We start from the raw sequence: 25,427 nt of genomic DNA on the forward strand, positions 1-25,427 counted from the left end.
TTCTACGTCACCCCCGCGGAGGCGGGGGCCCAGGGCTCCCTCTTTCTTTTGGAAGCCCTGGATTCCCGCCTCCGCGCGCATGACGGTCAAGAATCTCTTCCAGCAGCTTCGCAATCCGCGGGTTGTATTCCGCAACGTACTTCACCCCCTGCACTGCCCGCTTCCGCCAATCCGGCCCGCGCGACATCAGGTCCTCGGCCGCCGCCTGAAGGGAGCTTCGCGACCGCTGCAGCCCGTATTCGACCAATGCCGCGACCTGTCCCGCGTCCTTCTGGATCTTGGTGCGAAAGGCCTCTTCCCTCTCACCCATGATCACGAGCTTGTGCAGGGCATAGCGCATGGGGGACGGGATGTTGACCAGCACCGCCCGTTCACCGGACAGCAGCGCAGTCTGCGTGGTGTGCTCCAGTGAGAACTCCATGAACTTCAGAGGTTGCAGCCGCACGTTCAGCGGCTCGTACAGGTAAGCGTCGTTCTTCCGGCCCGCCGCCGTGAGGAGGTCCAGGCGGATGTCCTTCCTGGCCGTGATGTAGGTGGCGCCCGATCCGGAGGCGAGCGACTGCTGCGGCAACAGGCCCATCTCCAGGGAGGTGATGGCGTCGTGCATGTCGGCCTTGGCGTGCTCCGCCAGCGCCAGCGAGACGTTCTTGCCTGCGTGTGCCACGTCCACGTCGTTGGTGCGCAAGCCGCCGATCCAGCGCACTCCGAGCATGTTGCCGCTGGCGATGAAGGCGTGCGTTCCGATCAGGACCCCGCCCGCGCGGAAGAACCCGTGCTCCGCCATGCGGTTGATCACTTCGAAGTGCTGGGGCAGCACCGTGGCGCAACCAAGGGCTGCGCAGGCACCGACGAGCGACGCCAGGTCGGCGGTTTGCGGTGGCGACCCATCGCGATGCATCTTCACGAGCTTTTGCACGCGCTCGTCGTCAGGGCCGAGGTAGACCTGCCGATTGATGCCTTGCAGGTCGCGGACCTGCCAGTACCAGTACTCCCTGCCCTTGACGACCTTCTTGTTGAAGGAGCCCGGGAGATCGCGGACCGACCGATCGAAGGCAGCAGCCTGGACCTGCTCGAAAAGCTCCGCAAAATTGGTTTGCGCGGAAGCCGAAAGGTCGGTGAAGAGGTTGGCTGGGTTGGGCACGGAAGTTATACTGCGACCATGAGTCACCGCAGTATAACGCGGACTCACCGGTTATACTGCAGAATGGTTTCCCGGCAGTATAACGGCGCGCTTCCAGTCAATCCTTCAAGTTCGCCGGCACCTTGCCGCCGTTCTCTTCCATTCGCTTCATCACCTGCTTGTGCAGCCAGATGTTCATGGCGGCGCTGTCGCCCTTGTCGCCGGTGTAGCCCAGTTCGTCGGCCAGTTCCTTGCGTTCCTGCAGCGTGCTGTCCATGCCCACCAGCTTCATCAGGTCGACGATGGAGGTGCGCCAGTTCAGTTTCTGCGGGTTCTTGGCGGCCAGGCCATCGAGCACCTGCTCGATGTCGACGCGCTCCATGGTGGCAGCGGGGGCGGCCTGGCCCGCCGTGGAAGTGTTTTGCGGGGCTGCCTGGGGCTGCGTGCCGGGGCGGGCTTGCGCGCCGGGCTGCTGCTGGCCGGGCTGTTGCGTGGTGGTCGTGGCGGCTGGCGGCTGACCGGCGTTCGCCTTGGGGAAAATGCGGCCGAAGATCTTGCCGAGGATGCTCATTGATGTTCTCCATGAAGGGGGCAGGATTGCCTCCAGAGCATCTTGGGATGCCGCCATGGAAGGGCTTGTCGGACGGTGGCCCATGCCTGTTGGCATATTGGCCTGCAAGCCGGAGCACTACTGCGCAGTGGAGCGATTCGGCAGCAATAAAAAAGCCCCGCAGTGCGGGGCTTTTTCGGGAGCCGGCTGAATTACTTCAGCTTCGTCTCTTTGTACTCGACATGCTTGCGAGCCTTGGGGTCGAACTTCATGATCGACATCTTTTCAGGCATCGTCTTCTTGTTCTTGCTCGTCGTGTAGAAGTGGCCGGTGCCCGCACTGGACTCCAGCTTGATCTTTTCGCGTCCGCCTTTGCTAGCCATGTTCAGTGCTCCTTAGGCTTGGCCGCGGGCACGCATGTCCGCCAGCACAGCTTCGATACCGTTCTTGTCGATCAGGCGAACGGCGGCGTTGGAAACGCGCAGGCGAACCCAGCGGTTCTCGTTCTCGACCCAGAAACGGCGATATTGCAGGTTCGGCAGGAACCGGCGCTTGGTCTTGTTGTTGGCGTGGGAGACGTTGTTCCCCACCATCGGGCCTTTGCCCGTTACTTCGCAGACGCGTGCCATGGGCACTCCTCAAAAGCCGCCCGTCACTCCCGTGAGGGGCTCACCTCGCCCTGACGGGGGCGGTAACCGGCCGGAAATCCGGCGAAGCCCGCGATTATAGCGCGGGGCGCCGGGGTGCGCTTCGCGCAACCCGGCCTACGGATAGAACGGCCTCGTAGGCTCGAGCCTCGTAGGTCGGGTTTCGCGCAGCGAACCCCGACATCGGACCCGCCTCGTAGGTCGGGTTTCGCGCAGCGAACCCCGACACCGCCGTTACTCCTGCTGCTCCAGGAACCGCTGCGCGTCCAGCGCCGCCATGCACCCCGTCCCCGCACTCGTGATCGCCTGCCGGTAGACGTGGTCCTGCACATCCCCCGCCGCGAACACGCCCGGCACCGTCGTCATCGTGGCGAAGCCCTGCAGCCCCGACTTGGTGAGGATGTACCCGTCCTTCATCTCCAGCTGACCCTGGAAGATCTCCGTGTTCGGCCGGTGGCCGATGGCGATGAAGCAGCCTTGCAGGTGGACGTCTTCGGTGGCGCCCGTCTGCGTGTCCTTCAGGCGCACGCCGGTCACGCCGGTCTTGTCGCCCAGCACCTCGTCGAGCGTCTTGAACAGCTTCAGCTCGATCTTGCCCTCTGCGACCTTCTGCTTGACCTTGTCCACCAGGATCGGCTCGGCGCGAAACTTGTCGCGGCGGTGCACCAGGTACACCTTCTTGGCGATGTTCGACAGGTACAGCGCCTCCTCGACCGCGGTGTTGCCGCCGCCGATGACGGCGGTGACCTGGTCGCGGTAGAAGAACCCGTCGCAGGTGGCGCAGGCGCTCACGCCCTTGCCCATGAACTCGGTCTCCGACGGCAGGCCCAGGTACTGGGCCGAGGCGCCGGTGGCGATGATCAGGGTGTCGGCGGTGTAGGTCCCGCTATCCCCCATCAGGGTGAACGGGCGCTTGGAGAAGTCGACCTTGTTGATGTGGTCAAACACGATCTCGGTCTTGAAGCGCTCGGCATGCTCCAGGAAGCGCTGCATCAGCTCGGGACCCTGAACGCCGTGGACGTCGGCCGGCCAGTTGTCCACGTCGGTGGTGGTCATCAGCTGGCCGCCCTGCGCGATGCCCGTGATCAACAGGGGGTGCAGGTTGGCGCGGGCCGCATAAACGGCCGCGGTGTAGCCGGCGGGGCCGGAGCCCAGGATCAATACTTTGGCGTGCTTGTTCGTCATGATGAAAAAACCTGTGTGTTAAACGCGACAGGTCGGTGTACATTTCTGGCCGGTTCGAGAAGTATCAAGCACTTAGGCAGGCCAAATGCTTGCGGGGTCTCAATCACTCCGATTGTAAGAACCCATCAACGTCTGCCGCGCAGGAGGGATTTGAATGTCGATGCTGTCCAACCTGGAGCTGATCCGCCGGGTGCCCCTGTTTGCCCTGTTGACCTCCACCCAGGCTGAATCAGTCGCGGATGCCGTGATCAAGCGCCGCTTCAAGCGCGGCGAGACCATCGTGGAGCAGGGCGAGAAGACCAACACCCTGTTCATCATCCTCACGGGCCGCGTGCGCGTCGTCACGTCCGACAAGCGCGGCCGTGAGGTGATCCTGGCCACGCTCAACCCCGGCGACTACATCGGCGAGATGAGCCTCATCGACAACGAGCCGCACTCGGCCACCTGCCGCGCCGAAGTGCAGACCGACATGCTGACGCTGGGCCGCGCCGAGTTCGCGCGCTGCCTGCCGGAGAACAGCTCCATGTCGTACGCCATCATGAAGGGCCTGGTGCAGCGCCTGCGCCAGGCGGACCGCAAGATCGAGTCGCTGGCGCTGATGGACGTCTACGGCCGCGTGGCCCGCGCGCTGCTGGAATTCGCCCAGCCCGATCGCGAGGGCCTGATGACGATCCGCGAGCGCATCTCGCGCCAGGACATCGCCAAGATGGTCGGCGCCTCGCGCGAAATGGTCAGCCGGGTGATGAAGGACCTGGAGGATCGCGGCTTCATCGAGACCCGCGAGGATGGGTCGATGCTGGTGAAGGATCGGTTGACGACGCTGGGGTAGCTCTCCGTCATCCCCGCGAAGGCGGGGACCCAGGGCGTCCATCCCCCAGGATCTCCGGCCAGAGATCGCGCCATTCCGGATTGCCTTCCTCGATCAACCTCAACTTCCAGGCGCGATTCCACTTTTTCAGCCGCTTCTCGCGCTGGATGGCATGTTCCATGTCGCCGTGAAATTCGTAGAAAACCAGGATGTGCACGCCATAGCGGGCGGTGAAGCCTGTGGCGTCCTGCAGGTGCTGCCACACGCGTGCAGCCAGGTCACTGGTCACGCCGACGTAGATCGTGCCGTTCCTTTGACTGGCCAGGATGTAAACGCAGGGCAGCTTGTCGTCCACGCCATGAATCTAGTGCGGGAGCCCTGGGTTCCCGCCTTCGCGGGAATGACGGGTTAACCGGGAACGCGTGACTTCGTACCGTTCCCGGATCTCTCGAAAGGACGTCTCCCCCCCGTCATCCCCGCGGAGGCGGGGACCCCCGTCATCCCGCGGAGGCGGGGACCCCCGTCATCCCCGCGGAGGCGGGGACCCAGGGCTTCCAAGCACCCGAATTCGGGAGCCCTGGGTTCCCGCCTTCGCGGGAATGACGCAGAGCGAGAGAGCGGGAATGACGGAAGAGGGAATGACGGAGGGAAACAACATCCCCTTCGCTCACCCCGCCCCCTGAGCTAAGCTCTCGGCTGGCTCCATGACGTACTCCCTCAACACCCTGAACGACGCCTCCCGCGCGTCGTCCGGTCCCCGTGCGGGGCTTGCCCGCTTCGCGCACGAAACGGCGCTGGTGCTGACCGCGGTGGCACTGGTCTTCTGGCTGGCGGCCATGATCAGCCACTCCTCCCTGGACGCCGCCTTTTCCACCTCCGGTGACGGCGGGCCCGTCAACAACTGGGGCGGCCGGCTCGGCGCATGGCTGGCCGACGCCTGCTACTTCCTTTTCGGCTATTCCGCCTGGTGGGGCGTTGCCGCCGGCGTACGCGCCTGGCTCGCCTCGCTGGCGCGCTGGATGCGCGCGCACGAACCGGAGCCGCCGCCGCCCGCCCACCCCTGGCTGCACAACCGCCTGGCCTTCTGGATCGCGCTGGCGGTGCTGCTGGCGGCGAGCTCGGCCCTGGAATGGTCCCGCCTGTATCGGCTGGAGGCGCGCCTGCCGGACCACGCCGGCGGCGCCCTCGGTTACCTGGTGGGTCCGCTCGGCGTCAACTGGCTCGGGTTCGCCGGCTCCGGCCTCGTCTTCATCGCGCTGCTGGTGCTGGGCGCGGCCATCGTGTTCGGCTTCTCCTGGAGCCACGTGGCCGAGCGCATCGGCGCTGCCATCGACGGCTTCGTCGAGTCCCGCCGCAACAAGCGCGAAGTGGCCGAAGACCTGGCCCTGGGCCAGCTGGCCGCGCGCGAACGCGAGGAGACGGTGCAGGTCGAGCGCATCGAGATCGAAGAACACCACCCGGTGCCGGTGCTGATCGAGCCCGTGATCCCGGACGTGCCCAAGAGCGAGCGTGTCGCCAAGGAACGCCAGAAGCCGCTGTTCACCGAGCTGCCGGACAGCAAGCTGCCGCAAGTGGACCTGCTCGACGCGTCCGCCGGCCGACAGGAAACCGTTTCCCCCGACACGCTGGAGATGACCTCGCGGCTCATCGAGAAGAAGCTCAAGGACTTCGGCGTCGAGGTGCGCGTGGTGCTGGCATCCCCCGGCCCCGTGATCACCCGCTACGAAATCGAGCCCGCCACCGGCGTGAAGGGCTCGCAGATCGTCGGCCTGGCCAAGGACCTGGCGCGCTCGCTGTCGCTGGTGTCGATCCGCGTGGTCGAGACGATTCCCGGCAAGAACTACATGGCGCTGGAGCTGCCCAACGCCAAGCGGCAGTCGATCCGGTTGTCGGAGATCCTGGGCTCGGCCGCGTACAACGAAGGCAAGTCGCAACTCACGCTGGGCCTGGGCAAGGACATCATCGGCAACCCGGTGGTGGCGGACCTCGCGAAGATGCCGCACGTGCTGGTGGCCGGCACCACGGGATCAGGCAAGTCGGTGGGCATCAACTCGATGATCCTGAGCCTGCTGTACAAGGCCGAAGCGCGCGACGTGCGCCTGCTGATGATCGACCCGAAGATGCTGGAGATGTCGGTGTACGAAGGCATCCCGCACCTGCTGTGCCCCGTCGTCACCGACATGCGCCAGGCCGCCAACGGCCTGACGTGGTGCGTGGCGGAGATGGAGCGGCGCTACAAGCTGATGTCCAAGCTGGGCGTGCGCAACCTGGCCGGCTACAACCACAAGATCGACGAAGCCAAGGCGAAGGAGCAGTTCCTCTACAACCCCTTCAGCCTGACCCCGGAAAGCCCGGAGCCGCTGGAGCGTCTACCCTACATCGTGGTGGTGATCGACGAACTCGCCGACCTGATGATGGTGGTGGGCAAGAAGATCGAAGAGCTCATCGCGCGCCTGGCGCAGAAGGCGCGCGCTGCCGGCATCCACCTGATCCTCGCCACGCAACGCCCCAGCGTCGACGTGATCACCGGCCTGATCAAGGCCAACATCCCCACGCGCATCTCCTTCCAGGTGTCGAGCAAGATCGACAGCCGGACCATCCTGGACCAGATGGGCGCCGAGGCGTTGCTGGGCATGGGCGACATGCTCTACATGCCCAGCGGCACCGGCCTGCCGATCCGCGTGCACGGCGCCTTCGTCAGTGACGAAGAAGTGCATCGGGTGGTGGCGTATCTGAAGGAGCAAGGCGGCGAGCCGAACTACATCGAGGGCGTGCTCGAAGGCGGCACCGTCGACGGCGAAGACGGCCTGGGCGGCCTGCTCGGCGAAGGCGGCGGCGGCGAGGCCGATCCGCTGTACGACCGTGCCGTGGAAGTGGTGTTGAAGAACCAGAAGGCCAGCATCTCGCTGGTGCAGCGTCACCTGGCCATCGGCTACAACAAGGCGGCCAACCTGCTGGAAGCGATGGAGAAGGCGGGACTGGTCAGCGCGATGAACGGTCGCGGCCAGCGCGAGATCCTCGGCCGAGTGGATAACGGTTAGTAACGAACTTCCACGCGCTGGGCCGACCCAACCGACAATGTCGTGTTGGAGAACTTCATGAAGAAACTGTTAACGGGCTTCGCCCTGTCGGCACTGGCCGTGGCGGCCCACGCGGGCGCGATGGAAAGCCTGGAGAATTTCATCCGCACCGCGAAGACCGGCCGCGCCGATTTCACGCAGGTGATCACGGCCCCGTCGAAGGATGGCCAGGCGGCGCGCACCAAGACGTCCAGCGGCACTTTCGAATTCCAGCGGCCGAATCGTTTCCGCTTCGAATACCGCAAGCCTTTCGAGCAGAGCATCGTGGCCGACGGCCAGACGCTGTGGCTGCACGACAAGGACCTGAACCAGGTGAGTCAGCGCAAGCAGGCCAGTGTGCTGGGCTCCACGCCGGCCGCGCTGATCGCCTCGTCGCCCGACCTCGAGGCGTTGAAGCGCGAATTCGAGTTCCAGGCGCTGCCGGACCGCGATGGCCTGCAGTGGGTTCAGGCGACGCCGAAGCAGAAGGAAGGCCAGCTCACGAGCATGAAGGTGGGCTTCCGTGGTGATCAACTGGCGGCGCTGGACATCCAGGACAGCTTTGGCCAGCGGTCGGTGTTGACATTCGCGAATTTGCAGGTGAATGGTGCGGTGAACACCGCGGCGTTCACGTTCACCCCGCCGAAGGGGGCGGATGTGGTTCAGGCGCCGTGACGCGGGGCGTCGGGGTTCGCCTTCGGGCTCACCCCGACCTACGAAGAACGCAGTTCGGCGTATTCGTGGGGCACCGGGGTATTGGTAGGCCGGCGGTGAGCGGCGAAGCCCGAACCCCGGTTCCCGCAAACCTCAAATCTCCCGCGCAATCTCATCGAGCTGTTTCCGCTCGATGAACTCCTCCATCCGCGACAACAAACGCCACCACTCCGACCCATCCGCGCGATAAACGCGAATAGCCCCGGCGCGGACCAGAATCCGCCGGAGCTCGTCGTCGGTGAATCCACCGAGGTGATTGCGCAGGGTCTCGAACGAACGATCGGTAAAACTCTTGTGCTCGAGGAAGTGCCGCGCGGTGGTTTCCGCCATGAACTCCACCTTGTTCGTCTCCTGCTGCACGCGCAGCTGGTTGGCAAGCTGCTGGCGGTTCAACAAGTAGCTGATGCCGCCGCCGACAATGGCGCCGAGCAGGGCGGAGAGCGCGGTCCAGAGGGACGGGTCCATGGTGGCGGAATATAAACCGCCTCGTCATCCCCGCCCTCCCTCCGTCATCCCCGCGAAGGCGGGGACCCAGGGCTCCCGCATTCGGGTGCATGGAAGCCCTGGGTTCCCGCCTTCGCGGGAATGACGGTCAGGGTTCCCGCCTCCGCGGGAATGACATCCGGGCAGTTACTGCGCGTTGCGCGGCTGCCCCGCCAGCGTGCTGGACTCCAGCGCGTTCGAACGCTGTTGCGCCAGGTACGCCGAGCCGCTGTCTTCGCTGCCCAGTGCGCGCACCGCGTCGCGCGAGGCCACATAGTCGGCGGTCACCGCGTCGCGCGTGGTCGCGCTGCGGAAGCCGCGCAGCGGGTTGTACTGCGTGGACCAGGGGTTCACGCCGGCTTGCTTGTACGCGGCCAGTTCGGCCTGCACTTCGACGCGGGTCTTGGTGCTGACGAAGGGCTCCGTCACGATGGTGGGCGTCTCGGCGAAGGCGGATGCCGTGAAAGCGGAGGCCAGGACGACGGAGGCGATGGTGAAAGACTTGCGGTTCATGATGATTTCCTATCGGGTGTGAGAACAAGGGTTGGTTGGCCCGGCAGCGCTTGCATGCTGTGTGCGCCGCCGGTGAAGCCAATGTAGGCAACCGGCGTTAGCCGACCCTTAGCGTTCTCTTAGCCCTGAATGAGGGCGCTACTTCCCCGCTTCGTCATCCAGCGACCGCAGGAAGGCGAGCTTCTCCGCGATCTTCTGCTCCAGCCCGCGGTCCGTGGGCTCGTACCACTTTTGCGGCGGCATGCCTTCGGGCAGGTAGTCCTCGCCCGCCGCATAGGCATGCGGTTCGTCGTGGGCGTACCGGTAGGCCTTGCCATACCCCATCTGCTTCATCAGCTTGGTGGGCGCATTGCGCAGGTGCACGGGCACCTCGCGCGAGCCGTCCTTCTTGATGAAGGCCTGCACCGCGTTCCACGCGTTGTAGACGGCGTTGCTCTTGGGCGCGATGCACAGGTAGACCGCCGCTTCCGCCAGCGCCAGCTCGCCTTCGGGGGAGCCGAGCCGGTCGTACACCTGCGCGGCCTCCAGCGTCACCTGCATGGCGCGGGGATCGGCCAGCCCGATGTCCTCGATGGCCATGCGCACGAGGCGGCGCGCGAGATAGCGGCCGTCCGCGCCGCCTTCCAGCATGCGTGCCAGCCAGTACAAGGACGCATCGACATTGGAGCCGCGCACCGACTTGTGCAGTGCCGAGATCAGCTCGTAGTGGGCGTCGCCGCCCTTGTCGAAGCGACGCAGCGATGGACTCGTCGAGTTCTTGGTGAATTCGAGATCCGCCTCCGTCAGCCCCGCGCCCGCAGCGGCCGCGGACACCTGCTCCAGCAGGTTCAGGAAGCGGCGGCCGTCGCCGTCCGCGAAACCTTTCAGGAGGTCCAGTGCATCGGCCGAGAGCGTGACGCCTTGCAGGTGAGGCAGCGCGCGGTCATACAGCTGCTGCAGTTCCTCGCTGGAAAACGGCGTGAGCGTGTAGACCTGCGCCCTGGACAGCAGCGCGTTGTTGACCTCGATGCCGGGATGCTCGGTCGTTCCACCCACCAGCGTCAGCAGGCCGGACTCCACATGCGGGAGCAGGGCGTCCTGCTGCGCCTTGTTGAAGCGGTGGATTTCGTCGACGAACAGCACCGTGCTCTTGCCGTCGCGGTCGAGCGATGCCTGCGCATCCTCGATCGCCGCGCGGATGTCCTTGACCCCGGCCAGGACGGCGGACACGGAGATGAAATTGCTGTTGGTCGCGGAGGCGGCCAGCCGGCCGAGGGTCGTCTTGCCGACTCCCGGAGGTCCCCAGAGGATGAACGAGTGCAGCTTCCCGGCCTCGTAGGCCAGCCGCAGGGGCTTGCCGGGGCCGAGCAGGTGTCGCTGCCCCACCACCTCGTCGATGGTCTTGGGCCGGATCAGCTCGGCCAGGGGCGGCTTCGGCGAGGTGGTGAAGAGGTCCATTCCGGGCGTAAGTATGTCTCGGAGTAAAAGGAGCCGGAACCCGTAGGCCGGCGGTGAGCCCGCAGGCGAACCCCGGTGAGCGCCATCGACATCCCATTGCGAAGCGTCATTTGAAAAGGGACAAACCCCTAGTCCGCCATGTGGGCCCCGCCAGCCTCGGCCATTACAATCCGCCCCGTACAACCCGCCTGTGGATCGCGCTTGGCGGGTTTTTTGCTAGATGGTGGAACGCCCCACGAAGGCGGACGCAAGAACCGCCACGCAACGCGCAAAGAAACTGGAGAAAACCTCTATGGAGATCCTGCTTCAGCAGATCATCAACGGTCTGGTCCTGGGCAGCATGTACGCACTGGTAGCCCTGGGCTACACCATGGTGTACGGCATCATCAACCTGATCAACTTCGCCCACGGCGAGGTGCTGATGGTGGGCGCGCTCACCAGCTGGGCGATCATCGGCACCGCGCGAGAGGCCATGCCCGGCGTCCCCGGGTGGATGATCCTGCTGCTGGCCACCCTCATATCCTGCGTGGTTGCCGCCACCCTGAACTTCGTCATCGAGAAGGTCGCCTACCGGCCGCTGCGCAACAGCCCCAAGCTGGCGCCATTGATCACCGCCATCGGCATGTCGATCCTGCTGCAGACGCTGGCCATGATCATCTTCAAGCCGAACTACAAGCCGTACCCGACGCTGCTGCCGGCCGCCCCCATCAACGTGGCCGGCGCGGTGATCACGCCCACGCAGATCATGATCCTGGGCGTCACCGCCATCTCGCTGGCCGTGCTGATGTACCTGGTGAACTACACCCGCCTGGGCCGCGCGATGCGCGCCACCTCCGAGAACCCGCGCGTCGCCGCCCTCATGGGCGTGAAGCCCGACACCGTCATCTCCGCCACCTTCATCATCGGCGCCGTGCTGGCCACCATCGCCGGGGTGATGTACGCCTCCAACTACGGCACGGTGCAGCACACCATGGGCTTCCTGCCCGGCCTGAAAGCCTTCACCGCAGCGGTATTCGGCGGCATCGGCAACCTGGGCGGCGCCGTGCTCGGCGGCGTCTTGCTGGGGCTGATCGAATCCATCGGCTCCGGCTACCTGGGCGCGCTCACCGGCGGCGTGCTGGGCAGCCACTACTCCGACATCTTCGCCTTCATCGTGCTGATCGTGGTGCTGACGCTGCGGCCTTCCGGCCTGCTGGGCGAACGCGTCGCCGACCGCGCCTGACGGAGGCAAGCCATGATCACCAAGCAGAACAAGACCGTCGTCTACGTGCTGGCCGCGCTGGCGCTGTGCATCCTGCCGTTGCTGCTGCAGTCGGCCGGCAATTTCTGGGTGCGCATCGCAGACACGGCGCTGCTGTACATCCTGCTGGCCATCGGCCTGAACATCGTGGTGGGCTACGCCGGCCTGCTGGACCTGGGCTTCGTCGCCTTCTTCGCCATCGGCGCCTACCTGTACGCCTTGATGGCGTCGCCGCACCTGTCCGAGAACTTCCCGTGGTTCGCGCAGATGTTCCCCAACGGCCTGCACACCTCCATCTGGCTGACCATTCCCTTGGCGGCAGGGGTGGCGGGGTTCTTCGGCATCCTGCTGGGCGCGCCCACCCTCAAGTTGCGCGGCGACTACCTGGCCATCGTCACGCTCGGCTTCGGCGAAATCATCCGGGTGTTCCTGAACAACCTGGACCACCCGGTCAACCTGACCAACGGGCCCAAGGGCGTGAGCCAGATCGATTCGATCACCCTGGGCAAGTGGGACATCCTGGGCATCCCCGGCCTGAACCTCGGTCGGCCGCTGGACGTGACCGAGACGTACACCATCAACTCGGTCACGCTCTACTACTACCTGTTCCTGGCGTTGGTGGTGGTCAGCGTCATCATCTCGCACCGCCTCGAGGTCTCGCGCATCGGCCGCGCCTGGATGGCCATCCGCGAAGACGAGATCGCGGCCAAGGCCATGGGCATCAACACCCGCAACCTGAAGCTGCTGGCCTTCGGCATGGGCGCCACCTTCGGCGGCGTGTCCGGCACCATGTTCGCGGCCTTCCAGGGCTTCGTCTCGCCGGAGTCGTTCAGCCTGATGGAGTCGGTGATGATCGTCGCCATGGTGGTGCTGGGCGGCATCGGGCACCTGCCCGGTGTCATCCTGGGGGCGGTGCTGCTGTCGGCGCTGCCGGAAGTGCTGCGCTGGGTGTCGGGCGTGCTGGACCTGCAGTCGCTCACCGGTGGCCGGCTGGACGCGTCCATCCTGCGCCAGCTGCTCATCGCCCTGGCCATGATCATCGTCATGCTGATGCGCCCGCGCGGCCTGTGGCCGACGGCGGAGCACGGCAAGGTGCTGCGCACCGAAAACGGCAAGTAAGGGGAGCGGACACATGGCAGAAGTCGTTCTCCGCGTCGCCGGCATCTCCAAGCGCTTCGGCGGCCTGCAGGCCCTGCAGGACGTGGGCCTCACCATCGAGCGTGGCCAGGTCTATGGCTTGATCGGCCCCAACGGCGCCGGCAAGACCACCTTCTTCAACGTCATCACCGGCCTGTACACGCCGGACAGCGGCAGTTTCGAGCTGGCCGGCCAGCCCTACGTCCCCAGCGCGGTGCACGAGGTGGCGAAGGCCGGCATCGCCCGCACGTTCCAGAACATCCGCCTGTTCGCCGACATGACCGCGCTGGAAAACGTGATGGTCGGCCGTCACATCCGCACCAAGTCCGGCTTGATGGGCGCCATGCTGCGCACCAAGACCTTCGTGGCGGAAGAGCGGGCCATCGCCACCCGCGCGCAGGAACTGCTGGATTACGTGGGCATCGGCAAATTCACCGAGTACAAGGCCCGCACGCTGTCGTATGGAGACCAGCGCCGGCTGGAGATCGCCCGCGCGCTGGCGACGGACCCACAGCTGATCGCACTGGACGAACCCGCGGCCGGCATGAACACAACCGAAAAGGTGGTGCTGCGCGAGCTGATCGACCGCATCCGCAAGGACGGCCGCACCATCCTGCTGATCGAGCACGACGTGAAGCTGGTGATGGGCCTGTGCGATCGCGTCACCGTGCTGGATTACGGCAAGCAGATCGCCGAGGGCTCGCCCTACGAAGTGCAGCGCGACCCGAAGGTCATCGAGGCCTACCTGGGCCACAGCCACAAGGCCACCAACGACGGCGCGCCGGCCGCCGTGGCGACCGGAGAACAGCAATGAGCCAGACGCTCCTGAAAGTCAGCGGGCTGAAGGTCGCTTACGGCGGCATCCAGGCAGTGAAGGGCGTGGAATTCGAGGTGCGAGAGGGCGAGCTGGTCACGCTGATCGGCTCCAATGGCGCCGGCAAGACCACCACCATGAAGGCCATCACCGGCCTGCTGCCGCTGAAGGATGGCGACATCCAGTACCTGGGCAACAGCATCAAGGGCCGCGGCCCCTGGGAGCTGGTCAAGGAAGGCCTGGCCATGGTGCCGGAGGGCCGCGGCGTCTTCACCCGCATGACCATCACCGAGAACCTGCAGATGGGTGCGCACATCCGCAGGGACAAAGCGGGAATTGCGCACGACATGGAAAAGGTGTTCACGATCTTCCCGCGCCTGAAGGAGCGGAAGGACCAGCTAGCGGGCACCATGTCCGGCGGCGAGCAACAGATGCTGGCCATGGGCCGCGCCCTCATGAGCCGCCCCAAGGTGCTGCTGATGGACGAACCGTCCATGGGCCTGTCACCCATCATGGTGGACAAGATCTTCGAAGTGGTACGCGACGTGCATGCGCAGGGCGTGACCATCCTGCTGGTGGAGCAGAACGCCAGCCGGGCCCTGGAGATCGCCGATCGCGCCTATGTGATGGAGTCGGGCGTCATCAGCATGAGCGGGGATGCGAAGGAGATGTTGAATGATCCGAAGGTGCGGGCGGCTTATTTGGGGGAGTAGTCCTACTCACGACGTTTCGGGACATTCAATCTATCGAAACTAGTACGACGGTCCTGTGCAACCTTGGCATGTTGAATTAATTTTGCGAACCATGCCTCAGATCGTTTTCTTCTACGGACCACTTAAGGATGGTCGAACTACGGTGGGTGGAGGTGAATCGGGAAACGAGCGGACACTTCAAACGTTAGCCGGTATCGGATACGAGGTGCGCCGCATGCCTAAAGTGCTCCGGAAAGCTGGCTTTGGCGGTTGGATTCGCTATGTTTCTGGAAACGGGAGAGTGCTCCTTAATTGCGTTGCGGGTTTGCTTCGCGAGAGGGGTAGCCGACTTCACGTAACCAGCTTCTATGGAAATTCAATCTATCTGGAAGCCGTCTATGTTGCGGCGGCTCTTTGCTTGCGGCGACAAACCGTGCTGGAGCTTCGCGCCGGCGGAGTCGTTGAGTTTTATCAGCAAGGTCATTGGATTTACCGCGCGGTCTTCCGCTTTGCTGTTTCGCGTGCGCATTCCGTGCTTGTCCAAGGTAGTCGATACCTCGACTTTCTAAGAAAATTGATTCCGCATGCAAAAATCTATCATTACCCCAATTTCTTGCTGAACTCCGAGTTCATTCAGCGAGCGGAGCAGGGCTTACCTCGCCCCCCACTGAGGCTCATCTATTTCGGACGAATTAGCGCTGCGAAAAACATTGAGTTCATACTTGAGATCTGCACTCGACTTAATGTTGATTTCACCTGCGATATAATCGGTTCGGGGTCGCCCGACTACATTGCGCATGTGCGCGGATTGATCGCAACCTCGCAACTAGGCGGCAGAGTTCGCGTGCTGCCTCCAGCGGATCGGCCGGCGCTACAAGAGTTGCTGTCGCATCAGCATTTTTTCCTGTTTCCTACGCGAGAACCTCGTGAAGGCCATTCAAATGCTTTGAATGAAGCCATGGCCGCTGGCGTTGTACCGGTGGCGTCTAATTTTGGCTTCAACGAAGAGGTGCTTGGCAATTCAAGCCTTATCGTCAGAGACTGGTCGCCAGACGCCTACGCGGCTGTGATTGAGAGCATTTGGATGTCTGGCGATTGGGTCCGCGTATCCGAGGAATTGCGGCGGAAAGCTCGTTCCGAATTTTCGGAGGGAACGGCACAAAAAATCTTGTCGGCAGCGTACTGTGGTACTTTCTGATGCTGATGCGCACTACAGCATCGTATGTGCCGGCACAACTGGCTGCGCCGGCCATACAACTGATAGCGCTCTTTCTATGGGCACGCGTCCTCACGCCGGCTCAGGTGGGAGAAATAACTATCATCTTCGCGATACAGGAGGGCACGTACTGCGCGTTTGTTCTGTGGTGGGCCCAGTATGTGTTGCGCTCTATCAGTTCCGATGCAGAGCATTTGGGGAAGGCTGAGGTCCGGGTACTAGTCGGTTGCTTGGTGGCGCAATTAACCGCGGCGCTGCTGTTAATGACGATTATGTTCCCGCTAGCATCTGGTTTGAATCTGCTTAGTGCGGGTCTGTATGCACTGGCGCGGTCTTATCAGGTCTATAGTTCAGAACGATTCCGGGCGTTATCAGACCCTTGGAATTACTCGTCGGTGCAGATTGGCGGAAGCGGCGCAGGGGTCGCGTTGGGAGCTATTGGAGCACACTTCGCAGGAACAGTAGACGCTACGTTACTGGGGTTGGCAGTTGGGAATCTGCTTTTTACGGGAGCGGCTTCCCGCTATGGAGCGCGTCCTAATGTGTCTCAAGCCAAAGAAGGGTCAGCACTTACCACGCTTCGACTGGCCGCAGTCTATGGAGTGCCCGCGGCAGCCAGCGCCGGCTTGACTTTTGTCACTCTCAACTTCCAGAGATTTGTGAGCGAGGCTTTGTGGGGCATTGCCTTTACCGGCTTTTTCTCGTTGTCACTCTCGTTAGGAATTCGGATGATGAGTGTGGTGGTCATGGTAGTCACAGCCGGTGCGTTCCCTATCGCGGTGCGTGAAGCAAATACTGGAGGACTTGCCGCGGGCATGCTGCAGCTCTCGAAGAACGCACTCCTTTTGATGTTCTTCTTGTTGCCGGCGCTGTGTATTCTCGGGACTTTTGGAGCCACAGCCCTGTCTTTCGTGCTGCCTGGTCAATACGCTGGCGTGCTTGATCGGGTCTTTCCTCTTGCGTTGGCCTTGGCTGCAGTTAAGTTCCTTCGCTCGCACACCGTCGATCAAGCGTTTCTTCTCGCGAAGAAAACCGGCTCGCTTGCGGTAGCAGGTCTCATTGAAGCGGCTGCAAGTATTGCCTTGGCACTTGCACTAATGCCGTATGGGTATTCGGCACTGCTAGTCGGACCAGTTGTGGCCTGCAGTGCCGTGCTGATGGTCATGGCAATCCTTGCGCACCAGAGTTTCGGTTTTTCGCTTCCATTGTTGCGAATTACTGTCTTGGCAGCTGTCGCAGGGTTGAGTGCGGGTGGAACCTGGCTGGTGGGGCAAGCAGCGACGTTAGGCGGGGTACTTTTTCAAATCACTGCCTCCTCATTCGCGTACCTTCTTTTCGCTACATGGCTAAGTCCAGAAGGCAGGCGTGCAGTTCGCAACGCGATGAGGAGGCCGCCGAAGGGTTGAGATGATTGTTGGCTCGTTATTCTTGCTTGCGACCATCGCGAGCTTTATCATTTCACCAAATCTTCTATTCGCCTTGGGAATTGGGTATAGCGAGTCTGAGGGATCCCAATTTCTAAAAGTCCACCCAGCCACGTATTTTTACGCAGCCATTTTCATGGGTGCAGTACTGTTCCGTCTGAAAAATCGCGCGCACTTTGTCTCAAATCGCGCTCTACGTAACTGCATTGCCGGCGGTGTCGGACTGTGTGTGTATTGTCTCGCGATGCGCTACTCTGTATCGGTGGTGGCCGTGTCACTGCTTACCCCCTTGCTCGCGCTCCACGTGGCCCAACGCTTGCCGGGTAAAGCAATGCGACTGCTGTATCGGACCCTTAGATTGCTCGTATTGGCCAACTCAGTAGTCGGCATTTACGAAATTTTGGACGGCAGCACTATGTTACCTCGTGTGGCCGGCGGCATCTTGATTGAGACCGAGCAGCGGGCGATAGGCATCGTCGGTCATGCCTTACCTTCATCGATGCTCGCAGGGCTAACTGCCCTGTATTTGCTATATCGCGTGCTCTATTCCGTGGCCTTGAACGTCCGGAGTCGCACGCTCATTACCGGCGAGTTGCTAATTCACCTCGCAGCGTTAATTGCCTTCGGAAGTCGACTAGTAATTGTGATTACTGCATTTTTCGCAGTATGGATAATTTTGTTCGGCCCACGCGGCACTAGTAAATCGGGTTCCACCACAGTGCGGCGCATCCTGATCTTGGTTGTACTTGTGGCCTCTACTTGGTTGTTAGCGACGGCAGACTTTTCGCAGTCCACAATCGATCGATTTCTTGGTGGCCAAGGTGCGGCCGCAAGTACGGAGTCCCGGCTGGCTGCGTTTGCCTTGTTGACCACGCTGGCACCATCTGAATGGCTGTGGGGTATCAATGCTACCAGGAGGGTCGAGCTTATGGAGCTCTTTGATACCAATTTCGGAATCGAAGTGACGTGGATCGCTTGGATTTTAAGCTTCGGCGTCGTCTGGACGATCCTCGCGACATATGCACTTTTTTCGCTGCTCTTCAAGATATTGTCGCGCAATCCTGTCCCTCACAAGTACCTGGTATTTTTTTTCATCATAGGGATATCAGGGTCTCAGGGTTTGGGCGGCAAAACTATGCTACTTACATGGGTGCTGTTGATGTTGATCACATACCCAGTTCAGGCTGGCGCGCTTACGCGGAGGGTTTAAGCCGTGGTTAATCGTCGTGAGATGCCGGTTGCGGGTATGAGCAACGACATTGGCCAGTCTCTGGCACAGGCCAGTTCGACGAGCTTGGGGGCGGAGGCAAAGCGGTAGTCGTTATGAAAATCGTTCTGGCTACTAGTGAGTTTCCGCCCGTGCACGGTGGGATAGGCGCTTATGCACTGGCCATCGCGTCAGCTGCCGCTAAGGCTGGTCATCGCGTCATCCTTGTTGCGCCCGACTATGGGACTGCGCAACATCCTGAGGACGCGAATTATTCATTTGAAATCCGCAGATTTGGCGGTGGGCGGCATAGTGCTGCCGCCGCGGCTTTGAAACTGATGCTGATGTGGCGTGTTTGGATGGAACATCGGGACGCTGACATAGTGCATGCTGTAGATTGGCCCTTCTATATTCCGCTTGCGTTGTCTCCCTTCCGCAACCGAGCAAAGTGCTTCGCGACCTTTCACGGTACCGAAGTGAACTTCATGCGGCGGCGGCCGCGGCGTCTTGCACTAGACATTTCGGGCTTTTGGAGAACTTGGCTGACCCCAGTTACCAACAGTCGCTATACCACTGCCTTGCTCACGAAATCTTTTCCTGAGTCCGCTAGGTTAGACCTCAGAACTGTGCCCCTTGGTGTGGTTACGCCCCCTCGGATCGAAAATCAAACATTAGCGAGGGCAGAACTCGGTATGGAGGGCTGCGACTTGATCGTTTTGACGGTTGGACGAGTGGTGCCGCGCAAAGGGCATCACCATTTAGCTCGTGCTCTATCCTCGCTCGACCCCTCTCTTGCGAAAAGGATTACGTGGCTGATATGTGGGCCCGCGGACGATCCTCACTATGTTGAGCAGGTTCGCCAGGCGAGCGTGGGGTCTTATGTTCAAGCGCGGTGGATGGGGGCTGTGCCTCGCAGAGTGATAGATGCTGCGTTTACGGCCGCTGATTTGTTCTGCTTGGCAGCGCAGCCGGGGTTCAAGGGCGAAGTTGAAGGGTTCGGACTTGTTTACTTGGAGGCGGCGTCGTTTGGCTTGCCCTCTGTCGGCACGGATCTGGGCGGAGTTTCGGACGCCCTCATTCCAGGTGTTACCGGTCAGTTGGTCCCGGCTAACGACGAGTTGAAACTTGCCTCGACAATCGAGCAGTTGCTGTTGGACCCTGATGCGCGAGCGAGTCTTTCACGGAGCGCCCGCTTGTATGCGGCGGAGCAGACTTGGGCAAAGGTGGTGGAGAATACTTATGGATTTGCTGGTTAATTCGCGGCGCCGTTTGCCGGTGTTGTCCACTCGAATAGATGCATGCACGTGGAACGAGGTCATCGCTCAAATATTGACTTGGGCGAACCGTCGGGAGAGTCGCTACGTCTGTATTTGCAACGCTCATTCAGTCGTGACAGCCGCTCACGATCAGAGGTTCCACGAAATCTTGGACAACGCGGATTTTGCAACGCCAGACGGCGCGCCAGTTGCGTGGATGCTCAGGCGCCAAGGGTATACCGATCAGCTACGCATAAATGGGCCGGATTTGATGCTAAAAGTCTGCGAGTCTGCAGCGGAGGCGGGTGTCTCAGTATTCCTTTACGGCGCGGAACTGGAAACCCTTGAGCTTCTCCAAGAAAATCTAAGAAGATGGTATCCAAACTTGTCAATAGCCGGCGCGATATCTCCGCCCTTCCGAGCTCTTTCGCAAGAGGAGGATCGGGCAATCAGTGATCAAATAAATAAGTCAGGAGCAGGAGTTGTGTGGGTCGGCTTGGGTTGTCCAAAGCAAGAAACCTGGATGCACGAGCACAAACATGCAGTCAATGCAGTGATGGTGGGGGTGGGCGCGGCCTTCGACTATCACGCGGGTCGAATCAAGCGAGCACCGCACTGGATGCAAGATGCCGGACTTGAATGGCTTCACCGCCTAGGAAGCGAGCCTAGACGGCTCTGGCGAAGGTACTTGGTAACCAACACATTGTTCATCTGTGGGGCAATTCGTCAGTTGGTGCGCCGGCATGGCCAGTAGTGGAACGCAGGTTGAGCCGCACCTCTTAAGGGGGAGCAGTATCGCCATCAGCTGTGAGCCGGCCGTTCTGTGGCTCTGGCGCTAGTAGCGCCACTGCAACCCAAGACTCGCCGCCCTCACCTGCGACTCCCCCGTCGCAGTCCGAAAGTCATAGCTGTCCACCCCGACGCTCGCCGATGCCCTCCGCGACAACTCGAAGCTCACGCCCATTCCGTACGACAGGCCCGAGCCTTCGCCGTGGCTGGAAGGCGTCAAGGACGGACCGGACTTTCCGAAGAACGTCCCCACGCGCCCATACACCCCGAGGTCCGGTGCGACGCCGGTCTTGCCGACCAAGCTGATGTTCATGCCTTGGGGGCGCGCCATGCGCGGCGTGAAGCCCGCATCCAGGTTGCCCACCTGCATGCTGATGGAACGAGGCGCGCTGGCGCTCGAGTAGAGGAGGGTGGAGGTGCTGCCGCCTTCACATGGGACCGCCACGGACCCGCAAGGCACGCGAAAGTCAGCGGCTCCCGCGCGCAGGCCGAGGGATGAACTCCCCTCACCGCGCCAGCGCAGCGAGCCCGTGTCGGCCGCGCCAGCGAACGCCACCATCGACCCGATGACCAACCCCAAGAGTGTGCGCTGTGTCCACATGGCGGGCTCCCTCACCGTTGTGCTTGGGTTTCAATGTGCAACCCGGCTCATCCGGGCCGTGTCAGACAAATCTCACAAGCGACGTAGGAGCCGCGGCTCAGCTATCAATCGACCTTTGCGCCCGATGCCTTCACGACTTTTTCGTATTTGGTGAGTTCACCACGCATGAAACTGGCGAACTCCTCCGGCGTGGTCGGTACAGGCTCCGCCATCAACCCTGCAAAGCGAGTCTTCGCTTCCGGCGAGTTCAGCGCCGCCACGAAAGCCTGGTTCAATTTCTCCACCACGTCGCGAGGCGTGCCTGCCGGCGCCACCAGGCCCCACCAGGTGTCGATCGCAAAGCCCTTGAGGGTTTCCGCCACTGGCGGAACGTCCGGCAAGTTCGGCGAACGGTTCAGCGTGGTCACGGCCAGCGCCTTCAGCTTGCCGCCGCGGATGTTCGGTGCCGCGGTGGCCAGGTTATCGAAGTTGAAGTCCACCTGCCCCGAGAGCAGGGCCAGTTGCGCCGGATTGCCGCCGTTGTACGGGATGTGGACGGCAAAGATACCTGCGTCTCGCTTGAACATCTCGCCTGCCAGGTGGCCCGCACTGCCATTGCCGCCGCTGCCGTAGTTCAACTTCGCCGGGTTGGCCTTGGCGTACGCGATCAGGTCACGCAAGGAGTTGATCTTCAGGCGCGCGGCCGTGTCCGCGTTCATCACCAGCACGTTGGGCACGCGCACCATCTGGGTGATGGCAGCAAAGTCTTTCACCGCGTCGTACGGCATCTTGGAGAACAGCCACGGATTGATGGCATGCGTGGCCACCGCGGAGATCCCGATCGTGGTGCCGTCGGGCGCGGCCTTGGCAACGGCATCCGCCCCGATGTTGCCGCCGCCGCCCGGGCGGTTTTCGATGATCACGGTGCCCAGGCTGTCTTTGACGCGCTCGGCCAGCACACGCGCGGTGACGTCGATCGGGCCGCCGGCGGCGTAGGGGACGATCAGCCGGATGGGGCGGTTGGCTTGGGCCAGGACGGCGGGCGCGGCCAGTGCAGCGGCGGATCCGAGGGAGGAAAGAAGGAGGTGTCGGCGGGTAGTCATGGGGCGTGATTGTCGCCAATCGTGGCGAATGCGCATCACAAGGAGCCCCAATCACCCCGTGAGCTCAACCGTTCATCCCGTCCGGTAGGTCAGCACTGACAAACATCGCCTACGCTCCGCGTGCGTGCTTTCTTACAGGACCCTTGCAACCAGGGCGTTCTGATGGAAGGCGCGAACAAAGGAGACACATGGCCAATTTCAGCACCGAAACCATGCCTCGCGCTGGCTGGCGCGTCGAGAGGCTGATCCTTGCGGGCCAGGAGGTCCGGGAATCGTCTTATGTCGCCGATGAAGGCCCGGGCCTGCTGGTCAGCCCGTCGTTCTGGCTCGGCGGCTTGTTGTCGCTCGGCGTGTGGACCGCGCTGGCTTGGGCGCTGACCAGCTAATCGCTGATCAGCCTCCGTGCTTGTCCGCCTCCGTGGTGAAGGCGTCGGCATAGAACTCTTCGGGCGGCAGCCTGCAATGCGCTGAATACTCGGCGCGGGCTGAATCCACCACGATCGGCGCCCCGCAGGCATAGACCTGGTGTCCGGACAGATCCGGAAAATCCTCCATCACCGCCTTGTGGACAAAGCCCGTGCGGCCCGTCCAGTTGTCCTCGGGCATTGCGTTCGAAATGACCGGCACGTAGTTGAGCGTCGGCATCTCCGCCAGCTTCTCCTTCACCCAAGCATCCATGTACAGGTCCGACGGCCGCCGGCCACCCCAGTACAGCGTGGCCGGCCGTTGACTGCCCTTCATGTGCAGGTGCTCGATCAACGCCTTGATCGGCGCGAAACCGGTGCCGGAGGCCAGCAGCACCATCGGCTTTTCGGAGTCCTCTCGCAGGAAGAAGCTGCCGAAGGGGCCTTCCACCCGCAGGATTTCCTTTTCCTTCATCGCGGTGAACACGTGGTCGGTGAACTTGCCGCCCGGCATGTGCCGGATGTGCAGTTCCACGCCCGGGCCGTTGTGGGGTGCATTCGCCATGGAGTAACTCCGCCGGGCGCCATCGCGCAGGATGAACTCCACGTACTGCCCCGCGTGATAACGCATCGTGTCGTTGGCCGGCAGTTGCAGCTTGACGATCATCACGTCGTGCGACACCTTCTCCAGCGACGTCACGCGCGAGGGCATCTTGCGGATGGGGAAAGCGCTTTCGTCGGTGACCTGGCGGGACTCCAGCACGATGTCGGACTGCGGCACCGCGCAGCAGGTCAGCACCAGGCCCTTGGCTTCTTCTTCCGGTGAGAGCGCCTTCGTTTGATGGGGACCGTGGATGACCGTGCCTTCGAGCTTCTTGCATTTGCAGGAACCACATGCCCCGTCCTTGCAGCCGTAGGGCATGCCGATGCCTTGGCGGATGGCCGCGGGCAGGATGGCTTCGCCGCCGTCCACGCTGAAGGTACGGCCGCTGGGTTGCACCGTGACTTGGAAGGGGCCGGCGGCCGGGGTGGCGGTCATGCTTTAGGTATCCTGAGAGCGCTCGGTCTAGTTCGACTCTGATTTTGCCCTCAAACCAGACCCCCCTCGGCGCATTGCCCAGCCGTTTTCGCCGAACCCGCGTGCTGATCGTCGGCTGTGGCGACGTCGGCGTGCGTGTTGCCCAGGCCTTGGCGCCTGGCGTTCGCGTGCTCGCGCTTACGTCCAGTCCGGCGCGCGTGCCTGAATTGCGCCAGCGCGGCATTGTTCCGTTGCAAGGTGACCTGGATGCGCCCAGCACGCTGGCGCGGCTTGCGGGCATCGCGGACCGCGTGGTGCACCTGGCGCCACCACCCGGCGAGCCGCGGCAGGAATGGTGGCGTGACGTGCGTACACAAGCATTGCTGCGGGTGCTTCGTTTGCGCACGCCTCCAGCTGCACTGGTGTATGGCTCCACCAGCGGCGTGTACGGAGACTGCCAGGGCGGGTGGGTGTCCGAGTCTCGCCCGGTGGATCCTCGCACCCCTCGCGCGCAGAGGCGCGTGGATGCGGAACGGCAGGTTCGCTTCTTTGGGCGGGGCACCGGTGCGCGCGTGAGTGTGCTGCGGATTCCCGGGATCTACGCGCCCGATCGCGCTGGCGGTACCCCGCGAGATCGCCTGATCAAAGGCACGCCGGTGCTGCAGGCGCAGGACGACGTCTACACGAATCACATCCATGCGAACGATCTCGCGCGGGCGGTGTTCGCGGCGTTGTGGCGCGGCGCGCCGCAACGCGTCTACAACGCGAGTGATGACACCGAGTTGAAGATGGGGGATTACTTCGACGTGGCTGCGGATTTGTATGGGTTGCCCAGGCCGCCGCGAGTGGCGAGGTGGACGGCGCAGGAGCAGCTGTCACTGATGCTGCTGAGTTTCATGAGTGAGTCGCGGAGGCTGAGGAACGACCGCCTCAAGAATGAGCTGCGGGTGAAGCTCTGGTATCCGACGGTGGCAGAGGGGTTGCGATAATCGTCACTCCCGCGGCGGCGAGAATCCAGGCTTTCCTGAATCCGGTTGCATGGGAGCCCTTGAATGTTTGCACCTAAGTTTGTTGGCAAGGCTCGTGCAGCCTGATGATGGCGCGGCGGCTCCGATTGGGAAGCTGTGCTGCCAAGCCTTGAAGTTACGCTGAAAGCTACGCCATGGAAATCCGCCGCTCCGCCCGCCTGCCGAAGCCGCCTGGCATGTGCACGATCACCGCCGCAATCGCTGCTGCATTGTTGCCCCTTTGCGTCGGAGCGGCAGAACCTTCCGTGTCCTGCGACGACCAGGCGGTCTTCCGGCGCGCCGCCGTGAATGTCTTCAACAACGTCTGGGGCACGTCCGAGAAAGGCGACCCAGTCAAGGGTTACCGCCAGTGCATCAGCGTTGACGGCGACACCATTAAGTGGGAGTGGTCCAACTTCCAACGAGGGAAGGGGCGCGTGAAGTCGTACCCGCACGTTACTGTCGGGTGGGATTGGGACGGTCAGTATTCCGCCGGTAGCCCGTTGCCGATGCTCGCCACCGCGTCGGGCAAACTGGCTGCCGACTTCGCAGTCACATCGCGGGGATCGGGAACGCACAACTTGGCATTGGACATCTGGATGTCGCGGGAGCAGCACCCGAAGGAGCCGCGAACCCAGCTCACGCACGAAGTGATGATCTGGCTGGACAAGCACGAGTGGGACATCCCGCGAAAACGCCAAGACACGGTCACCATTGATGGTCGGAAGTTCGACCTGTACGTCGACGAAACGAGCTACGGCAAGTGGAAGGTGGTTTCGTTCGTGGCCAAGCAGCCAATGCTCCGCGGGTCAATATCCCTCGGGCCGTTCTTCGAACTGATGCTGCGGCGATCTCTGCTGCGCGGGGACGAGATCATCAATGGGATCTCGTTCGGCAATGAGATCGGGTTCGGCGAAGGCGCGACCACGCTCCACAAGTTCGAAATTACGAACGGCCGCTAGGCCCTATGCGGACTTGGCGTCGACTGGGCAGCTGCAGACCACGACGCCACTTGAGCGGCAGC

At 62.6% G+C, this 25,427-nt stretch carries 27 protein-coding genes; 15 read left to right on the plus strand and 12 right to left on the minus strand.

Annotation, left to right across the window (positions count from 1 at the left end; translation table 11 throughout):
- Positions 1–7: 7 nt before the first annotated feature.
- The 5 genes from WG902_RS11970 to trxB all read right to left on the minus strand — a co-directional run bounded on the left by WG902_RS11970 (position 8) and on the right by trxB (position 3,502).
- On the minus strand, positions 8–1,141 hold the full coding sequence (locus tag WG902_RS11970) for a nucleotidyltransferase domain-containing protein (RefSeq protein WP_340060313.1): 1,134 nt from the start codon (positions 1,139–1,141) through the stop codon (positions 8–10).
- Between the two features lie 97 nt (positions 1,142–1,238).
- A complete protein-coding gene (locus tag WG902_RS11975; RefSeq protein ID WP_340060314.1) occupies positions 1,239–1,691 on the minus strand; it encodes a DUF3597 domain-containing protein in 453 nt (150 codons plus the stop codon).
- 191 nt (positions 1,692–1,882) lie between these two features.
- Positions 1,883–2,053, minus strand: a complete 171-nt coding sequence (rpmG, locus tag WG902_RS11980) for a 50S ribosomal protein L33 (RefSeq protein ID WP_340060315.1) — start codon at positions 2,051–2,053, stop codon at positions 1,883–1,885.
- Between the two features lie 12 nt (positions 2,054–2,065).
- Positions 2,066–2,299, minus strand: coding sequence for a 50S ribosomal protein L28 (gene rpmB / locus WG902_RS11985; RefSeq protein ID WP_340060316.1), 234 nt, complete (start codon positions 2,297–2,299; stop codon positions 2,066–2,068).
- Positions 2,300–2,551: 252 nt separating this feature from the next.
- Entirely contained in the window at positions 2,552–3,502 is a 951-nt protein-coding gene (trxB, locus tag WG902_RS11990) for a thioredoxin-disulfide reductase (protein ID WP_445263682.1), read from the minus strand.
- Positions 3,503–3,656: 154 nt separating this feature from the next.
- Here trxB and WG902_RS11995 point away from each other — a divergent pair, with 154 nt between their 5' ends.
- The gene (locus tag WG902_RS11995; RefSeq protein WP_332827146.1) at positions 3,657–4,331 is read left to right on the plus strand and encodes a Crp/Fnr family transcriptional regulator; all 675 of its coding nucleotides are present in this window, start codon (positions 3,657–3,659) and stop codon (positions 4,329–4,331) included.
- Positions 4,332–4,338: 7 nt separating this feature from the next.
- Here the strand turns inward: WG902_RS11995 and WG902_RS12000 are convergent, their stop codons facing one another.
- Positions 4,339–4,665 carry a GIY-YIG nuclease family protein gene (locus WG902_RS12000; RefSeq protein WP_340060317.1) on the minus strand — a complete coding sequence of 109 codons (327 nt, stop codon included), beginning with the start codon at positions 4,663–4,665 and terminating at the stop codon, positions 4,339–4,341.
- Positions 4,666–5,014: 349 nt separating this feature from the next.
- Between WG902_RS12000 and WG902_RS12005 the strand changes: the two genes are divergently transcribed.
- Together WG902_RS12005 and lolA are read left to right on the plus strand one after the other, a co-directional pair.
- Positions 5,015–7,351 carry a DNA translocase FtsK gene (locus tag WG902_RS12005; RefSeq protein WP_340060318.1) on the plus strand — a complete coding sequence of 779 codons (2,337 nt, stop codon included), beginning with the start codon at positions 5,015–5,017 and terminating at the stop codon, positions 7,349–7,351.
- Between the two features lie 57 nt (positions 7,352–7,408).
- Complete coding sequence (gene lolA / locus WG902_RS12010) at positions 7,409–8,044, plus strand: outer membrane lipoprotein chaperone LolA (protein WP_340060319.1); 636 nt, start codon at positions 7,409–7,411, stop codon at positions 8,042–8,044.
- Between the two features lie 132 nt (positions 8,045–8,176).
- On the opposite strand, the gene WG902_RS12015 is transcribed toward lolA, so the two are convergent.
- From WG902_RS12015 to WG902_RS12025, 3 genes are all read right to left on the minus strand, one after another.
- Positions 8,177–8,548 (minus strand): hypothetical protein, encoded by a 372-nt coding sequence (locus WG902_RS12015; protein ID WP_340060320.1) that lies wholly within the window; start codon positions 8,546–8,548, stop codon positions 8,177–8,179.
- A 165-nt stretch (positions 8,549–8,713) separates the two neighbouring features.
- A complete protein-coding gene (locus tag WG902_RS12020; protein WP_340060321.1) occupies positions 8,714–9,079 on the minus strand; it encodes a DUF4148 domain-containing protein in 366 nt (121 codons plus the stop codon).
- Between the two features lie 138 nt (positions 9,080–9,217).
- Complete coding sequence (locus WG902_RS12025) at positions 9,218–10,516, minus strand: replication-associated recombination protein A (RefSeq protein ID WP_340060322.1); 1,299 nt, start codon at positions 10,514–10,516, stop codon at positions 9,218–9,220.
- Positions 10,517–10,808: 292 nt separating this feature from the next.
- Between WG902_RS12025 and WG902_RS12030 the strand changes: the two genes are divergently transcribed.
- The 9 genes from WG902_RS12030 to WG902_RS12070 all read left to right on the plus strand — a co-directional run bounded on the left by WG902_RS12030 (position 10,809) and on the right by WG902_RS12070 (position 20,256).
- Positions 10,809–11,738, plus strand: coding sequence for a branched-chain amino acid ABC transporter permease (locus tag WG902_RS12030; protein ID WP_340060323.1), 930 nt, complete (start codon positions 10,809–10,811; stop codon positions 11,736–11,738).
- A gap of 12 nt (positions 11,739–11,750) precedes the next feature.
- Complete coding sequence (locus WG902_RS12035; RefSeq protein WP_340060324.1) at positions 11,751–12,875, plus strand: ABC transporter permease subunit; 1,125 nt, start codon at positions 11,751–11,753, stop codon at positions 12,873–12,875.
- Between the two features lie 13 nt (positions 12,876–12,888).
- On the plus strand, positions 12,889–13,707 hold the full coding sequence (locus WG902_RS12040) for an ABC transporter ATP-binding protein (RefSeq protein ID WP_340060325.1): 819 nt from the start codon (positions 12,889–12,891) through the stop codon (positions 13,705–13,707).
- Positions 13,704–14,420, plus strand: a complete 717-nt coding sequence (locus tag WG902_RS12045; RefSeq protein ID WP_340060326.1) for an ABC transporter ATP-binding protein — start codon at positions 13,704–13,706, stop codon at positions 14,418–14,420. Before WG902_RS12040 ends, WG902_RS12045 begins: the two co-directional genes overlap by 4 nt.
- A 214-nt stretch (positions 14,421–14,634) precedes the next feature.
- On the plus strand, positions 14,635–15,597 hold the full coding sequence (locus WG902_RS12050; protein WP_340060327.1) for a glycosyltransferase family 4 protein: 963 nt from the start codon (positions 14,635–14,637) through the stop codon (positions 15,595–15,597).
- A complete protein-coding gene (locus WG902_RS12055) occupies positions 15,597–17,021 on the plus strand; it encodes a lipopolysaccharide biosynthesis protein (protein ID WP_340060328.1) in 1,425 nt (474 codons plus the stop codon). The genes WG902_RS12050 and WG902_RS12055 overlap by 1 nt, the downstream gene beginning before the upstream one ends.
- A 22-nt stretch (positions 17,022–17,043) precedes the next feature.
- The gene (locus WG902_RS12060) at positions 17,044–18,249 is read left to right on the plus strand and encodes a hypothetical protein (RefSeq protein ID WP_340060329.1); all 1,206 of its coding nucleotides are present in this window, start codon (positions 17,044–17,046) and stop codon (positions 18,247–18,249) included.
- 113 nt (positions 18,250–18,362) lie between these two features.
- Entirely contained in the window at positions 18,363–19,502 is a 1,140-nt protein-coding gene (locus tag WG902_RS12065) for a glycosyltransferase family 4 protein (RefSeq protein ID WP_340060330.1), read from the plus strand.
- Positions 19,486–20,256 carry a WecB/TagA/CpsF family glycosyltransferase gene (locus tag WG902_RS12070; RefSeq protein ID WP_340060331.1) on the plus strand — a complete coding sequence of 257 codons (771 nt, stop codon included), beginning with the start codon at positions 19,486–19,488 and terminating at the stop codon, positions 20,254–20,256. Before WG902_RS12065 ends, WG902_RS12070 begins: the two co-directional genes overlap by 17 nt.
- 81 nt (positions 20,257–20,337) lie before the next feature.
- Here the strand turns inward: WG902_RS12070 and WG902_RS12075 are convergent, their stop codons facing one another.
- Complete coding sequence (locus WG902_RS12075; protein ID WP_340060332.1) at positions 20,338–20,892, minus strand: hypothetical protein; 555 nt, start codon at positions 20,890–20,892, stop codon at positions 20,338–20,340.
- 104 nt (positions 20,893–20,996) lie between these two features.
- Positions 20,997–21,974: a Bug family tripartite tricarboxylate transporter substrate binding protein gene (locus tag WG902_RS12080; protein ID WP_340060333.1), complete on the minus strand. Its 978-nt coding sequence runs from the start codon at positions 21,972–21,974 to the stop codon at positions 20,997–20,999.
- A gap of 188 nt (positions 21,975–22,162) precedes the next feature.
- On the opposite strand from WG902_RS12080, the gene WG902_RS12085 reads away from it, so the two are divergent.
- Positions 22,163–22,360, plus strand: a complete 198-nt coding sequence (locus tag WG902_RS12085; protein WP_340060334.1) for a hypothetical protein — start codon at positions 22,163–22,165, stop codon at positions 22,358–22,360.
- A gap of 7 nt (positions 22,361–22,367) precedes the next feature.
- On the opposite strand, the gene WG902_RS12090 is transcribed toward WG902_RS12085, so the two are convergent.
- Complete coding sequence (locus tag WG902_RS12090; protein WP_340060335.1) at positions 22,368–23,417, minus strand: CDP-6-deoxy-delta-3,4-glucoseen reductase; 1,050 nt, start codon at positions 23,415–23,417, stop codon at positions 22,368–22,370.
- A 44-nt stretch (positions 23,418–23,461) separates the two neighbouring features.
- Between WG902_RS12090 and WG902_RS12095 the strand changes: the two genes are divergently transcribed.
- Both WG902_RS12095 and WG902_RS12100 read left to right on the plus strand, forming a co-directional pair.
- The gene (locus WG902_RS12095; protein WP_340060336.1) at positions 23,462–24,385 is read left to right on the plus strand and encodes an SDR family oxidoreductase; all 924 of its coding nucleotides are present in this window, start codon (positions 23,462–23,464) and stop codon (positions 24,383–24,385) included.
- A 173-nt stretch (positions 24,386–24,558) separates the two neighbouring features.
- On the plus strand, positions 24,559–25,365 hold the full coding sequence (locus WG902_RS12100) for a GH12 family glycosyl hydrolase domain-containing protein (RefSeq protein ID WP_340060337.1): 807 nt from the start codon (positions 24,559–24,561) through the stop codon (positions 25,363–25,365).
- The last annotated feature ends 62 nt before the right edge of the window (positions 25,366–25,427 follow it).

Source organism: Ramlibacter sp. PS3R-8 (assembly GCF_037572435.1).
Lineage (GTDB): Bacteria > Pseudomonadota > Gammaproteobacteria > Burkholderiales > Burkholderiaceae_C > Ramlibacter.